This is a genomic window from Faecalimicrobium sp. JNUCC 81, from assembly GCF_053667625.1.
Genome location: NZ_CM132203.1, coordinates 3,726,918 through 3,740,234 on the forward strand (window position 1 = coordinate 3,726,918; position 13,317 = coordinate 3,740,234).

Consider the following 13,317-nt stretch of genomic DNA (forward strand, 5'->3'; position numbering starts at 1 on the left):
CTAAATGTTATGCAGTTTTCAAAGTACTAATATGGTGGAGATGAGGAGGATCGAACTCCTGACCCCTTGCGTGCAAGGCAAGTGCTCTCCCAGCTGAGCTACACCCCCATGTTATTAACTTTTTCAACGAAATATATTTTACTATATTTGTCGATTTTTGTCAATATTTTTAGCAAGTTTTTATTCGTTTTTCACAAAAAAATAAGAACTCTCAAAATTAAACAGTAGGTAATTCTCCTTAGAAAGGAGGTGATCCAGCCGCACCTTCCGATACGGCTACCTTGTTACGACTTCACCCCAGTTATTGATTTCACCTTCGACGGCCGCTTCCAAAAGGTTAGCAAACCGGCTTCGGGCGCCCCCAACTTCCGTGGTGTGACGGGCGGTGTGTACAAGACCCGGGAACGCATTCACCGCAGCATTCTGATCTGCGATTACTAGTAACTCCAGCTTCATGTAGGCGAGTTTCAGCCTACAATCCGAACTGAGAATGGCTTTAAGGGATTAGCTCCGCCTCACGACTTGGCTGCCCTCTGTACCACCCATTGTAGCACGTGTGTAGCCCTAAGCATAAGGGGCATGATGATTTGACGTCATCCCCACCTTCCTCCAGGTTATCCCTGGCAGTCCCTCTAGAGTGCCCAACTTAATGCTGGCAACTAAAGGCAAGGGTTGCGCTCGTTGCGGGACTTAACCCAACATCTCACGACACGAGCTGACGACAACCATGCACCACCTGTCACTTCTGTCCCCGAAGGGAAATCTCCGATTAGGGAGAGGTCAAAAGGATGTCAAGCTTAGGTAAGGTTCTTCGCGTTGCTTCGAATTAAACCACATGCTCCGCTACTTGTGCGGGTCCCCGTCAATTCCTTTGAGTTTCACTCTTGCGAGCGTACTTCCCAGGCGGAGTACTTAATGCGTTAGCTGCGCCACCGAAGGGGGTAACCTCCGACAGCTAGTACTCATCGTTTACGGCGTGGACTACCAGGGTATCTAATCCTGTTTGCTCCCCACGCTTTCGTGCCTCAGTGTCAGTTACAGTCCAGAGAGCCGCCTTCGCAACTGGTATTCCTCCTAATATCTACGCATTTCACCGCTACACTAGGAATTCTACTCTCCTCTCCTGCACTCAAGTTTCTCAGTTTCAAAGGCTTACTACGGTTGAGCCGTAGCCTTTCACCTCTGACTTAAGAAACCACCTACGCACCCTTTACGCCCAGTAATTCCGGATAACGCTAGCCCCCTACGTATTACCGCGGCTGCTGGCACGTAGTTAGCCGGGGCTTCCTCCTCAAGTACCGTCATTATCTTCCTTGAGGACAGAGCTTTACGACCCGAAGGCCTTCATCGCTCACGCGGCGTTGCTGCATCAGGCTTTCGCCCATTGTGCAATATTCCCCACTGCTGCCTCCCGTAGGAGTTTGGACCGTGTCTCAGTTCCAATGTGGCCGATCACCCTCTCAGGTCGGCTACTGATCGTCGCCTTGGTAAGCCGTTACCTTACCAACTAGCTAATCAGACGCGGGTCCATCCTGTACCGCCGGAGCTTTGATAAGAAAGCCATGCGACTCTCTCATGTTATCCCGTATTAGCATACCTTTCGGTATGTTATCCGTGTGTACAGGGCAGGTTACCCACGCGTTACTCACCCGTCCGCCGCTCTTTCCCGAAGGAAATCGCTCGACTTGCATGTGTTAGGCACGCCGCCAGCGTTCATCCTGAGCCAGGATCAAACTCTTAAATATAAGTTTTGACTTGGGCTCAGATACTGTTATATATCTGGCTTTGTTTGGTTGTTTCAAATTCTATAAATTAACCTACTGTTTAATTTTCAAAGTTCTTATGTACTCCTCTTGAGTACTTTATTATAATAACAAGTATATCAATTTAAGTCAACACTTTTTTTCATTTTTTTACTTATTTTCCATTTTAATGAGTAAAAGGTTATATCTTAGCAATTTATTTACCTCGATATAACCTATTATCTTCATTTTTTTATTATTTATTCATAGTTGAACTAAAATATTTTTGAATACCTACATATATTGACCAAGCTATCTTTTCTTGATATTTTTCATCTACTAAAAGTTTAGCTTCTTTATCATTAGATAAAAAACCACATTCTATTAAAGCTGAAGGTATTTCATTTTCTTTTAATACATATATATCTTCACTTGGCTTTATCTCTCTATTATTTGTTTTATCTACCACTCTTTTAAGTTCTTGCTGTATGTATTTTGATAAATTTACAGAGTCCTCTTTTCCAGCAGGATAAAAAGTTTGAGCTCCATAATATTTAGATTCTGTAAATGCATTTGAATGAATTGATACAAACATATCTGCATTTGATTCTTTTATTATCTTTTTTCTGTTTTTTAAATTTTCATTATACTTTTGTCTTATTGTCTTGCTACCATCTTCAGTATATAAACTACTATCATCTTCCCTAGTAAGTATTACAAGAGCGCCACTTGACTCTAATAATTCTCTAAGCTTAAGGGTAATAGCTAAGTTTACATCTTTTTCTTGTATCTCTTTATCATTACTTAATTTTCCTGGATCTATACCTCCATGACCTGCATCTAGTATTATAGTTTTATTGGTTACAGGCATATATTCCATAACACTCTCTGATACATTTTTTATTTCAAATATAGCTACTATCATTAGTAATAATGCTATTGCACCAAAGACTGTATGTTTCATATAGTTTCTCACAATATCACCCTATATATTTATATTAAAAAAGACTTTGGAATATTCCAAAGTCTTTGTACAAACATAAATAATATAAAATTATCTCTTTGAGAATTGTGGAGCTCTTCTTGCTGCCTTTAATCCGTATTTCTTTCTTTCCTTCATTCTAGCATCTCTAGTTAAGAATCCTTCTGCTTTTAAAGCTGGTCTTAAATCTAAATCAGCTTTTAATAAAGCTCTAGATATACCATGTCTTATAGCTCCAGCTTGTCCAGTGAATCCTCCACCTTCAACTTTTACTATAACATCGTACTTAGTTTCATTATTAGTTAAAACTAATGGTTGTTTAACATCTCTTATTAATGTTTCGTAGTTAAAAAATTCTTCAACTGTTCTTCCATTTACTACTATATTTCCTTCACCTGCAACTAGTCTTACTCTAGCAACAGAGCTTTTTCTTCTTCCAGTTCCGTAATATTGAACGTTAGCCATGATAACTCCTCCTTTCACCCGTTAATTATTATTTAAAGTTTAAAACTTCTGGATTTTGAGCTGCATGATCATGGTTAGCTCCTGCAAATACTCTTAATCTAGTCATCATTCTACTTCTTAATTTGTTCTTACATAACATACCGCTTACTGCGTGAGATACAACTTCTTCTGGTTTCTTTTCCATCATTTCTCTGTAAGTTATTTCCTTTAATCCACCTACATAACCTGTGTGGTATCTGTATAATTTTTGATCTAATTTCTTTCCTGTTAAAACTACCTTCTCTGCATTTACAACAACAACGAAATCTCCACCATCTACGTGAGGTGTGAAAGTAACCTTGTGCTTCCCTCTTAGTACTGTCGCTATTTCAGTTGCTAAACGACCTAATGTTTTTCCTTCAGCATCAACGATGTACCATTTTCTTTGTACATCAGCTGGCTTAGCTATATAACTCTTCATAGTTGTCCCTCCTTAACTTTTTTTCATATAAAAAATTTTACCGTTTATGTCAAGTCCGGGGCAAGTGGACTTATTAACACACTCTAACTTATTTTAATACATGCCCCCTGGTGTGTCAAGCTAATAATCAACTTTTTTAAGAAATAATCCGTGTGCTGGTGCTTTGTGACCAGCCTTACCTCTACTCCTATAGTTAATTATATCTGCTAAACTTTCATTTATCCTTCCTCTGCCTATATCAACTAGTGTTCCTACTATTATTCTTACCATATTGTATAAAAATCCATTACCTTCTATCTCTAGAGTAATTAAATCTTCATGTCTTTCTAAAGTAATATCATATATAGTCCTTACAGTATCCTTTACAGACGATCCAGAGCTCATAAACCCCTTAAAGTCATGTTCTCCTATTAGATGTTTAGCTTCTTCACACATTCTTTCAAAATCAAGGTCACACTTAACATGGTATGATGTATCCTTGTATATAGGGCTCCTATATAATTGGTTATATATTAAATACCTATATCTTTTTCCTTTAGCACAATACCTAGAATGAAATTCATCCTCTACCTCGCTACAGGCAATTATAGATATGTCTTTAGGCAGCTTAGCATTTAATGCATTTGGTATCTTTTCTACAGGTATACTAGACTCTATCTTAAAGTTAGCTACCTGTCCTAATGCATGCACTCCTGCATCGGTTCTTCCCGAACCTTCAATTTTAACTTCTTCTTTAGTTATTTCGTATATGGCTTTTTCTATATTCCCTTGTATTCCTAAAGAGTTTGGCTGTTTTTGCCATCCACAATAGTTTTCACCATTATACTGTATTGTAATCTTTATATTTCTCATTATATACCTCTTTAAATAAATCTTGTAGCTATAATAGCTCCTAAGTATATAACTTGTGCAAAGTAAGCTGCATAATCTGTTTTAGTTACAATAGCTTCCTTCATCTTAGTTCTATTATATCCACCTCTATAACATCTAGCTTCCATTGCCATAGCAAGTTCATCTGCTCTTCTAAATGCACTTACAAATAAAGGCACTAATAACGGAACTAGGTTCTTAGCTCTACTAATTATATTCTTACTTTCAAAGTCAGCCCCTCTAGACATTTGAGCCTTCATTATTTTATCAGTCTCATCTAGTAATGTAGGTATAAATCTTAATGCGATAGTCATCATCATAGCTAATTCATGAACCGGCAATCCTATCTTCTTGAATGGATTTAATAGCCTTTCTATACCATCTGTAAGCTCAATAGGAGATGTTGTTAATGTTAGTATCGATGTTCCTACAACTAGTAGTATAAGCCTTATAGCCATAAATATAGCTTGCTCTAACCCTTGGCTTGTTATACGCATGAATCCAAATGACCATATAACATCTCCCGGTAAGAAAAATACATTTATAACAAACGTAAATAGTATAATCCATTTTAATGGCTTTATACCTTTTACAATATATTTAACAGGTATATTAGATAGATTTATAACAGATACTAGTGATAATAAAACTATAGCATAAGGCCAAAACTTATTTATTATGAATAAAGATATCATAAATACAAAAGTAGCTATAAGTTTTACCCTAGCATCTAATTTGTGAATAGACGAATTAGTAGGATAATATTGTCCTATAGTTATATCTTTTAACATTTTTTTCTTCCTCTCATAATTTTTAATATTTCTTCTTTGGCTTCTTCTATTGTTAATATATCTTCTCTTATATCAAAACCTTGTTCTCTTAATTTAAAAGCAAGTTCTAAAACTTGAGGTATATCTAATCCTATTTCTTTTAATCTATCCGTATTAGAGTTAAAAACTTCTCTAGGAGTCCCCATAAATTCAACATTGCCCTTATTCATGACAATTATAGTTTTAGCTAATTTAGCCATATCATCCATACTATGTGATGATAATATTATTGTCATATTATTCTCTCTATGAAGCTTTTTTATAAGTTCAAATATTTCATCTCTTCCACCTGGATCTAAACCTGCTGTTGGCTCATCTAATATAAGAACTTCTGGTTTCATTGCTATAACACCAGCAATAGCCACCCTACGCTTTTGACCACCTGATAATTCAAATGGAGATTTACTTCTAAACTCCTCATAATTTAATCCTACAGCTTCCATAGACTCTTTTACTCTTTTATCTATTTCAGGTTGCTCTAATTCTAAATTAGAAGGTCCAAAAGCTATGTCCTTTTCTATTGTTTCTTCAAATAATTGATATTCTGGATATTGAAATACTACTCCGACTCTTTTCCTTATCTCTGTCAAGTTTAGTTTTGGATCAGTAATATTAAAATCATTTATATAAATTTCTCCTGATGAGGGTTTTATCAATCCATTCAAGTGTTGTATTAATGTAGATTTACCAGATCCAGTATGACCTATAAGACCAACAAAATCTCTATCTTTTATTTCAAGTGTAATATTATCTAATGCTTTACTTGCAAAAGGCATTCCTTCATCATATATATAAGTTAAATTTTTTACTATAATTGACATAATTTCATCACCATCTCATCCACAGTTAATATATCACTATCAACATCTAAACCTTCTTGTCTTAATAAACTAGATAGTTCAGTCATACAAGGTACATCTAGCCCTATACTTCTTAGCATATCTATATTGCTAAATACCTCACGTGGAGTACCTTCAAGTATTTTTTTACCTTTTTCCATTACTATAACTCTATCTGCCTCTACTGCTTCTTCCATAAAGTGAGTTATATGTAGTGTCGTTATATTTTCTTCTTTATTGAGTCTTTTTATTGTTTTCATAACCTCTTTTCTTCCAGATGGATCAAGCATCGCCGTTGCTTCATCAAATATAATGCATTTAGGTTTCATTGCTATTATACCCGCTATAGCTACTCTTTGCTTTTGTCCGCCTGATAGTAAATGTGGTTGTCTATCTTTTAACTCATACATTCCAACACTTTTAAGAGATTCTTCTACTCTGTTTCTTATTTCGTTAGGTTCTATTCCTAAGTTCTCCGGACCAAAGGCTACATCTTCTTCTACTACAGTTGCAACTATTTGATTGTCTGGGTTTTGAAATACCATACCTGCAGTTTGTCTTATAGACCATAAATTATCTTCTTCTTTAGTATCTAATCCATCTATAAGTATACTTCCCTCACTAGGCATTAAAATAGCATTTAAGTTTTTAGATAAGGTTGATTTACCCGACCCATTATGTCCTATTATTGCCACAAATTCACCTTTTTTTACATCTAAATTTAAATTATCTATAGCTTTAAGTTTTTCTTCATCTGTTATATATTCAAATGATAAGTTATTTACCTTAACTATACTGTTCATTAACTATACTCCTTTTCGTAAGTAGTATTAAAAAATCATTTTAAGTAGTATTATATCATAGTTTAAGTAAAAATTGGCAATGGTATTATATACAATACGTTACAAATTTAATCATAAATAAAAAACTTACATCAAATTAATATTTATATATCACAAGTTATTTTTATATAAACAAAAAAGGACTAAGCTATTAAGCCTAATCCTTCCCGTACTATACTAATTCTATAAAAGCCATTTCAGCAGCGTCGCCTTTTCTTGGTCCTTTTTTGATTATTCTAGTGTATCCACCATTTCTCTCAGCATATTTTGGAGCTATATCAGTGAATAAGTTGTTTACTACAGTTTCATCCATAACATATGCTAAAACTTGTCTTCTAGCGTGAAGATCTCCTCTTTTACCAAGAGTTATCATCTTTTCAGCCATTCTACGAGTTTCTTTTGCTCTAGTTACTGTAGTTTCTATTCTTCCACTTCTTAGTAAGTCAGTTACTAAGTTTCTTAACATAAGGTTTCTGTGAGAAGTCTCACGTCCTAATTTACGGTAAGTAGCCATACTATCCCTCCTTCACTCACTATTCTTCGCTTGGTTTAAGACCTAGTCCAAGTTCTTCTAACTTTTGGATTACTTCCTCTAAAGATTTCTTCCCTAGATTTCTAACCTTCATCATATCATCTTCAGACTTATTAGCTAATTCTTCAACTGTGTTTATTCCCGCTCTCTTTAAACAGTTGTAAGATCTAACTGATAAATCTAATTCTTCTATTGTCATTTCAAGAACTTTTTCTTTTTGATCTTCTTCTTTTTCTACCATTATCTCAACATTGCTTACATGCTCTGTTAAGTCTATGAATAGATTTAAATGTTCAACTAGTACTTTAGCTGCAAGAGATATTCCTTCTTGAGGATTTATACTTCCATTAGTCCAAACATCAAGTACTAATTTATCATAATCTGTTTTTTGACCTACTCTTGTATTCTCAACATGGTAGCTCACTTTTTCAACAGGAGTATATATTGAATCTACAGGTAAAACACCTATAGGCATATGCTCTGTCTTGTTTTCTTCAGCTGAAACATATCCTCTACCTTTATCTACATATATTTCCATATTAAACTTAGCATTATCATCTAGCGTAGCTATCTTTAAATCCTTGCTTAATATTTCAACATCTGAAGGGCATATTATGTCTGCCCCTGTGATAGTACATGGTCCTTGAGCATCTATTTTAAGTGTTCTACTTCCTTCACCATCTATAGTAGCTGAAAGCTCTTTTAATGCTAATATCATTTCAGTAACATCTTCTTTAACTCCAGGTACAGTTGAGAATTCATGAAGAACTCCATCTATTTTTATAGAATTAACTGCAACACCTGGTAAAGATGATAATAATATTCTTCTTAAAGCATTACCTATAGTTATACCATAGCCTCTTTCAAGAGGTTCTATGACAAACTTTCCATATCTATAGTCTTCGCTAAGTTCGATTATATCTACTTTTGGTTTTTCTATTTCTATCATGGACAAAACCCTCCTTCAAATTTATTAATCCACTGAGGGTAAACAATTTCAAAAATAAATTTTAAAATATGCTTATTACTTAGAGTAAAGCTCTATGATTAAGTGTTCTGCTATTTCAAGGTCTATATCTTCTCTTGATGGGATAGCAACAACTTTAACTGTCATTTCTTCTAAGTTAGCTTCTAACCATTTAGGAGCTATTCTTGAGTTAGCTTCTACTAAAGCTTTGAATTTAGCAGATGACTTTGATCTTTCTTTAACTGTTATAACATCACCAGGTTTAACTGTTACAGAAGCTATATCAGTCTTATGTCCGTTTAATAAGAAGTGACCGTGTCCTACTAATTGTCTAGCTTCTTTTCTAGATGAAGCTAATCCCATTCTGTAAACAACGTTGTCTAATCTTCTTTCTAATAAACTTAATAAGTTTTCCCCAGTTATACCAGCCATTTTTTCAGCACGCTCGTATAAGTTTCTAAATTGAGTTTCTAAAACTCCGTATATTCTCTTAACTTTTTGCTTTTCTCTTAATTGTAATCCATAGTTAGAAACTTTCTTTCTTCCTTGTCCATGTTGTCCTGGAGCATAGTTTCTCTTAACTATAGCACATTTATCAGTATAACATCTGTCACCTTTAAGGAATAATTTCATTCCTTCTCTACGACACTGTCTGCATGATGCACCTGTGTATCTTGCCATGTCTTTACACCTCCTAATTTACTTGTTTATATAATTACACTCTTCTTCTCTTTGGTGGTCTACATCCGTTGTGAGGAATTGGAGTTACGTCTTTTATCATAGTTACTTCTAATCCAGTTGCTTGTAAAGCTCTTATAGCAGCTTCTCTTCCTGAACCAGGACCCTTTACGAATACTTCTACAGTTTTTAAACCGTGTTCCATAGCAGCCTTAGCAGCAGTTTCTGCAGCCATTTGAGATGCAAAAGGAGTAGCTTTCTTTGACCCTTTGAATCCTAATTGTCCTGAAGAAGCAGCTGATATAGCATTTCCATGAACATCAGTTAAAGTTATTATTGTGTTATTGAAAGTTGATTGTATATGAGCCTGACCACGTTCTATGTTTTTACGCTCTCTTCTTCTTACACGTGTAACTTTCTTTTTTGGTTTAGCCATTGATTTTCCCTCCTATCTAATTATTATTTCTTTTTCTTACGAGATACAGTTTTTCTAGGACCTTTTCTAGTTCTAGCATTAGTCTTAGTTCTTTGTCCTCTTAGTGGAAGACCTTTAGCATGTCTCATACCTCTGTAACATTTTATATCTCTTAATCTCTTTATGTTTAAAGCGATTTCTCTTCTTAAATCACCTTCAACTAAGAAATCACTATCTATTATCTTTCTTAAGTCGTTAACTTGCTCTTCTGATAAATCTTTTATTCTTGTATCAGCATTTATCTCAGCCTTAGCTAATATTTCATTAGAAGTTGCTTTCCCTATACCATATATATAAGTTAAAGCTATTTCCGCTCTTTTTTCTCTAGGTAAATCTACCCCAGCTATTCTTGCCATTATTCGCACCTCCTACACTTAGTTTTTAGTGTTTAAATATCCATATTATATTATAATACCACAAAATTCCCAGTATTTCGAACGTTTTTGTTAACATCACAATATAATATTATACTATATTAATCAATAAATTGCTAGTAATAATTTATTATCCTTGCTTTTGCTTATGCTTTGGATTTTCGCAGATAACCATTACTTTACCTTTTCTTTTTATTACTTTGCATTTTTCGCATATTGGTTTTACTGATGGTCTTACTTTCATTGTTAATCCCTCCTTAGACTAATATTAAATAGTCTACTTCTTACGCCAAGTGATTCTTCCTCTTGTAAGATCATATGGAGAAAGCTCAACATTCACCTTATCACCTTCAAGAATTCTTATGAAGTTCATTCTCAGCTTTCCAGATAAATGACATAATACCTCATGTCCATTTTCTAATTTTACTTTAAACATAGCATTAGGTAAGTTTTCAATAACTGTACCTTCAAATTCTATAACATCTTTTTTGGCCATTAACTAACCAAACCTCCATTTCATAAGTTAAATCATTAGATCTAACTTAGATAGCATTATTTATACCTATCTATCAAGACTAAAGACTTGATAATATTATCGGTTCGTCTTCAGTAATAGCTATCGTATGCTCATAATGAGCTGATTTTTTGTTATCAATAGTAACAATAGTCCACCCATCCCTTAATGTTTTAACGTGGTATTTACCAGCGTTAACCATAGGTTCTATAGCTAAAACCATTCCTTCTTGAAGTCTTGGTCCTTTACCAGGTGGTCCATAATTAGGTATTTGAGGATCTTCATGAAGTTCTGAGCCAACTCCATGACCTACTAAGTCCCTAACTACTGAGAAACCATGTTTCTCAACGTGTGCTTGTACTGCGTGTGAGATATCAGATAATCTATATCCTAGTTTAGCAAATTTTATGCCTTCATAGAAGCTTCCTTTTGTTACTTCTATTAATTTCCTATCTTCTTCAGATATTATCCCTACTCCATGAGTTTTCGCAGAGTCTGAATGATATCCTTTATAATAGGCTCCTATATCTAAACTTATAATGTCACCTTCTTTTAATATCTTTTTACTTGGTATTCCATGTACTACTTCTTCGTTTATAGAAGCACATATAGAACCTGGAAAACCCCCGTATCCTTTAAAAGAAGGTATAGCATTATATTTTCTTATATTCTCTTCAGCCATTTTATCTAACTCTAAAGTAGATATTCCCGGAGTAACAGCTGCTTTTAATATCTCATGAGTTTCAGCGACAATCTTGCCAGCTTCTCTCATAAGTTCTATTTCTTTTTTGGATTTCAAAATAATCATTATTTTTCACATCCTAGAGCATTTACTATATCTTCAAATACCTTATCTATAGATTGTTGACCATTTATGTTAGCTATTATACCTTGAGAACTATAATAATCAACTAATGGTTTTGTTTCATCTAGATAAACTTGTATTCTTTTAGATACAGTTTCTTCAGTATCATCTGCTCTTTGGTATAATTCTCCTTGGCATACATTACATATACCTTCTTCTTTAGGAGCATTAAACTCAACATGATACGTAGCACCGCAAGATTTACATATTCTTCTTCCTACAGCTCTGCCAACTAATATATCTTTATCAACTTCGATATTAACTACCTTGTCTAATTCTATACCAGCTTCTTTTAAAAACGTATCTAAATGTTCAGCTTGAGCAACATTTCTTGGGAATCCATCTAACATAAATCCATTTTTACAGTCATCTTGAGTTACTCTGTCTGTAACTAAACCTACAGTTAATTCATCTGGAACTAATAATCCTTGATCTATGTATCCTTTAGCTTTCTTTCCAAGTTCTGTTCCTTCTTTTATATTCTTTCTGAATATATCTCCTGTTGATATATGAGGTATATCGTATTTTTCTACTATTCCTGCTGCTTGTGTGCCTTTCCCTGCACCAGGAGGTCCAAGTAATATTATTCTCATATTATCATCTCCAATTTATTTTAAGAAACCTTGGTAGCTTCTCATAACTAAATTTGATTCTAACTGTCTCTTAAGTTCTAGTGCTACACCAACAACTATTAATAGAGATGTACCAACTAATGATATATTAAGTTTCATAAAGAACATAATAATCGCTGATACCATTACTATTGCAGCTAGGAATAACGCTCCAGCTAGAGTTAATCTTGATAATATTCTATTTAAATAATCAATTGTAGGTTGACCCGGTCTTATACCTGGAATAAATCCACCATTATTTTTCATATTATTTGCTATATCTTCTGTATTAAATGATACAGTTGTGTAGAAATAAGAGAAGAATACTATCAGCAGAACTTCAAGAGATCTATATATCCAAACTCCCGGTGAACTTACCGGACTTAAGTAAGTTTGAACAAAACTTTGAGCATCTGCACCCATAAACATAGCTATGGTTTGAGGGAAAGCTAAAAGCGAACTAGCAAAAATTACTGGTATAACTCCTGATTGGTTAACTTTCATTGGTATATGAGAACTTTGTCCTCCATACATTTTTCTTCCAACAACCCTTTTAGCATATTGCACTGGGATTTTTCTAGTGGCTTCTTGTATATATGTAACTGCCGCTATTGTTATTAGTATCACTACTGCCAACAGAGCTGCTGCCCATATTTGTATGTCCCCACTTTGAACCTTTTGAACAGTTGCTATGACATCTTTTGGTATACCTGAGATAATACCAATGAATATTATAACAGATCCTCCATTACCTAATCCTTTTTCAGTAATTTTGTCTCCTATCCACATTAACATCATACTCGCTGATACTAACGTTAAGATAACTGTAATAACAAAGAATGCACTCTTTGATATCAAGGCACTTTTTACAATTCCTAATGTTATTGCAGTGGCTTGCACAAATGCTAATACTAATGCAATATATTTAGTATATTTATTAATTTTTTTCTTTCCTTCTTCACCAGACTTTTGAAGTTCTTCTAAACTTTCAAAACCTATAGTTAGAAGTTGTATTATAATAGATGCCGTTATAGATGGCCCTATTCCTAGAGCAAACAGTGTGAAGTTACTAAACGCTCCTCCTGTAAACATATTATATAAGGAAAGTAGACTATTATCGCCTACCATTGCCTTAATATAATCTGTATTTACTCCTGGAACAGGTATACTTGCACCTATTCTAAATACTACAATCATCATCAAAGTATATAATATTTTTCTTCTTACATCTTTAAGTTTCCAAGCTTGCTTTAACTGTGCTAACACGTTAA

Annotated in this window: 17 protein-coding genes, 1 tRNA gene and 1 rRNA gene; all 19 read right to left on the bottom strand. The window is 34.2% G+C overall.

Features of this window, described 5'->3' with window-relative positions; translation table 11 throughout:
- Positions 1–32: 32 nt before the first annotated feature.
- A tRNA-Ala gene (locus JNUCC81_RS18200) sits at positions 33–108 on the bottom strand.
- A 134-nt stretch (positions 109–242) separates the two neighbouring features.
- A 16S ribosomal RNA gene (locus JNUCC81_RS18205) occupies positions 243–1,745 on the bottom strand.
- Between the two features lie 253 nt (positions 1,746–1,998).
- Positions 1,999–2,706 (bottom strand): N-acetylmuramoyl-L-alanine amidase CwlD, encoded by a 708-nt coding sequence (gene cwlD, locus JNUCC81_RS18210; protein ID WP_454094739.1) that lies wholly within the window; start codon positions 2,704–2,706, stop codon positions 1,999–2,001.
- Positions 2,707–2,796: 90 nt separating this feature from the next.
- On the bottom strand, positions 2,797–3,189 hold the full coding sequence (gene rpsI, locus JNUCC81_RS18215) for a 30S ribosomal protein S9 (protein ID WP_454094740.1): 393 nt from the start codon (positions 3,187–3,189) through the stop codon (positions 2,797–2,799).
- A gap of 28 nt (positions 3,190–3,217) precedes the next feature.
- On the bottom strand, positions 3,218–3,649 hold the full coding sequence (gene rplM / locus JNUCC81_RS18220) for a 50S ribosomal protein L13 (protein ID WP_208333396.1): 432 nt from the start codon (positions 3,647–3,649) through the stop codon (positions 3,218–3,220).
- A 120-nt stretch (positions 3,650–3,769) separates the two neighbouring features.
- Positions 3,770–4,501, bottom strand: a complete 732-nt coding sequence (truA, locus tag JNUCC81_RS18225; protein ID WP_454094741.1) for a tRNA pseudouridine(38-40) synthase TruA — start codon at positions 4,499–4,501, stop codon at positions 3,770–3,772.
- A gap of 11 nt (positions 4,502–4,512) precedes the next feature.
- On the bottom strand, positions 4,513–5,310 hold the full coding sequence (locus JNUCC81_RS18230; protein WP_454094742.1) for an energy-coupling factor transporter transmembrane component T family protein: 798 nt from the start codon (positions 5,308–5,310) through the stop codon (positions 4,513–4,515).
- The gene (locus tag JNUCC81_RS18235) at positions 5,304–6,170 is read right to left on the bottom strand and encodes an energy-coupling factor transporter ATPase (RefSeq protein ID WP_454094743.1); all 867 of its coding nucleotides are present in this window, start codon (positions 6,168–6,170) and stop codon (positions 5,304–5,306) included. The genes JNUCC81_RS18230 and JNUCC81_RS18235 overlap by 7 nt, the downstream gene beginning before the upstream one ends.
- Positions 6,158–6,991, bottom strand: coding sequence for an energy-coupling factor transporter ATPase (locus tag JNUCC81_RS18240; protein WP_454094744.1), 834 nt, complete (start codon positions 6,989–6,991; stop codon positions 6,158–6,160). Before JNUCC81_RS18240 ends, JNUCC81_RS18235 begins: the two co-directional genes overlap by 13 nt.
- Before the next feature lie 211 nt (positions 6,992–7,202).
- Positions 7,203–7,544, bottom strand: coding sequence for a 50S ribosomal protein L17 (gene rplQ / locus JNUCC81_RS18245; protein WP_208333400.1), 342 nt, complete (start codon positions 7,542–7,544; stop codon positions 7,203–7,205).
- Positions 7,545–7,563: 19 nt separating this feature from the next.
- Positions 7,564–8,511, bottom strand: a complete 948-nt coding sequence (locus JNUCC81_RS18250; protein WP_042278293.1) for a DNA-directed RNA polymerase subunit alpha — start codon at positions 8,509–8,511, stop codon at positions 7,564–7,566.
- Between the two features lie 75 nt (positions 8,512–8,586).
- Positions 8,587–9,210: a 30S ribosomal protein S4 gene (rpsD, locus tag JNUCC81_RS18255; RefSeq protein WP_042278291.1), complete on the bottom strand. Its 624-nt coding sequence runs from the start codon at positions 9,208–9,210 to the stop codon at positions 8,587–8,589.
- 34 nt (positions 9,211–9,244) lie between these two features.
- A complete protein-coding gene (rpsK, locus tag JNUCC81_RS18260) occupies positions 9,245–9,643 on the bottom strand; it encodes a 30S ribosomal protein S11 (RefSeq protein WP_042278289.1) in 399 nt (132 codons plus the stop codon).
- 23 nt (positions 9,644–9,666) lie between these two features.
- Positions 9,667–10,038, bottom strand: a complete 372-nt coding sequence (rpsM, locus tag JNUCC81_RS18265; RefSeq protein ID WP_208333401.1) for a 30S ribosomal protein S13 — start codon at positions 10,036–10,038, stop codon at positions 9,667–9,669.
- Positions 10,039–10,186: 148 nt separating this feature from the next.
- The gene (gene rpmJ / locus JNUCC81_RS18270; protein WP_002509257.1) at positions 10,187–10,300 is read right to left on the bottom strand and encodes a 50S ribosomal protein L36; all 114 of its coding nucleotides are present in this window, start codon (positions 10,298–10,300) and stop codon (positions 10,187–10,189) included.
- 33 nt (positions 10,301–10,333) lie between these two features.
- On the bottom strand, positions 10,334–10,552 hold the full coding sequence (gene infA / locus JNUCC81_RS18275) for a translation initiation factor IF-1 (protein WP_085283662.1): 219 nt from the start codon (positions 10,550–10,552) through the stop codon (positions 10,334–10,336).
- Positions 10,553–10,631: 79 nt separating this feature from the next.
- Entirely contained in the window at positions 10,632–11,378 is a 747-nt protein-coding gene (map, locus tag JNUCC81_RS18280) for a type I methionyl aminopeptidase (RefSeq protein ID WP_454094745.1), read from the bottom strand.
- Entirely contained in the window at positions 11,378–12,028 is a 651-nt protein-coding gene (locus JNUCC81_RS18285) for an adenylate kinase (protein WP_454094746.1), read from the bottom strand. Before JNUCC81_RS18285 ends, map begins: the two co-directional genes overlap by 1 nt.
- A gap of 15 nt (positions 12,029–12,043) precedes the next feature.
- Entirely contained in the window at positions 12,044–13,312 is a 1,269-nt protein-coding gene (secY, locus tag JNUCC81_RS18290; RefSeq protein WP_454094747.1) for a preprotein translocase subunit SecY, read from the bottom strand.
- Positions 13,313–13,317 lie beyond the last annotated feature (5 nt).

Bases quoted from the DNA above. Each gene is read 5' to 3' on its own strand.
- cwlD (WP_454094739.1), bottom strand. From the start codon at position 2,706: ATGAAACATACAGTCTTTGGTGCAATAGCATTATTACTAATGATAGTA.
- rpsI (WP_454094740.1), bottom strand. From the start codon at position 3,189: ATGGCTAACGTTCAATATTACGGAACTGGAAGAAGAAAAAGCTCTGTT.
- rplM (WP_208333396.1), bottom strand. From the start codon at position 3,649: ATGAAGAGTTATATAGCTAAGCCAGCTGATGTACAAAGAAAATGGTAC.
- truA (WP_454094741.1), bottom strand. From the start codon at position 4,501: ATGAGAAATATAAAGATTACAATACAGTATAATGGTGAAAACTATTGT.
- JNUCC81_RS18230 (WP_454094742.1), bottom strand. From the start codon at position 5,310: ATGTTAAAAGATATAACTATAGGACAATATTATCCTACTAATTCGTCT.
- JNUCC81_RS18235 (WP_454094743.1), bottom strand. From the start codon at position 6,170: ATGTCAATTATAGTAAAAAATTTAACTTATATATATGATGAAGGAATG.
- JNUCC81_RS18240 (WP_454094744.1), bottom strand. From the start codon at position 6,991: ATGAACAGTATAGTTAAGGTAAATAACTTATCATTTGAATATATAACA.
- rplQ (WP_208333400.1), bottom strand. From the start codon at position 7,544: ATGGCTACTTACCGTAAATTAGGACGTGAGACTTCTCACAGAAACCTT.
- JNUCC81_RS18250 (WP_042278293.1), bottom strand. From the start codon at position 8,511: ATGATAGAAATAGAAAAACCAAAAGTAGATATAATCGAACTTAGCGAA.
- rpsD (WP_042278291.1), bottom strand. From the start codon at position 9,210: ATGGCAAGATACACAGGTGCATCATGCAGACAGTGTCGTAGAGAAGGA.
- rpsK (WP_042278289.1), bottom strand. From the start codon at position 9,643: ATGGCTAAACCAAAAAAGAAAGTTACACGTGTAAGAAGAAGAGAGCGT.
- rpsM (WP_208333401.1), bottom strand. From the start codon at position 10,038: ATGGCAAGAATAGCTGGGGTAGATTTACCTAGAGAAAAAAGAGCGGAA.
- rpmJ (WP_002509257.1), bottom strand. From the start codon at position 10,300: ATGAAAGTAAGACCATCAGTAAAACCAATATGCGAAAAATGCAAAGTA.
- infA (WP_085283662.1), bottom strand. From the start codon at position 10,552: ATGGCCAAAAAAGATGTTATAGAATTTGAAGGTACAGTTATTGAAAAC.
- map (WP_454094745.1), bottom strand. From the start codon at position 11,378: ATGATTATTTTGAAATCCAAAAAAGAAATAGAACTTATGAGAGAAGCT.
- JNUCC81_RS18285 (WP_454094746.1), bottom strand. From the start codon at position 12,028: ATGAGAATAATATTACTTGGACCTCCTGGTGCAGGGAAAGGCACACAA.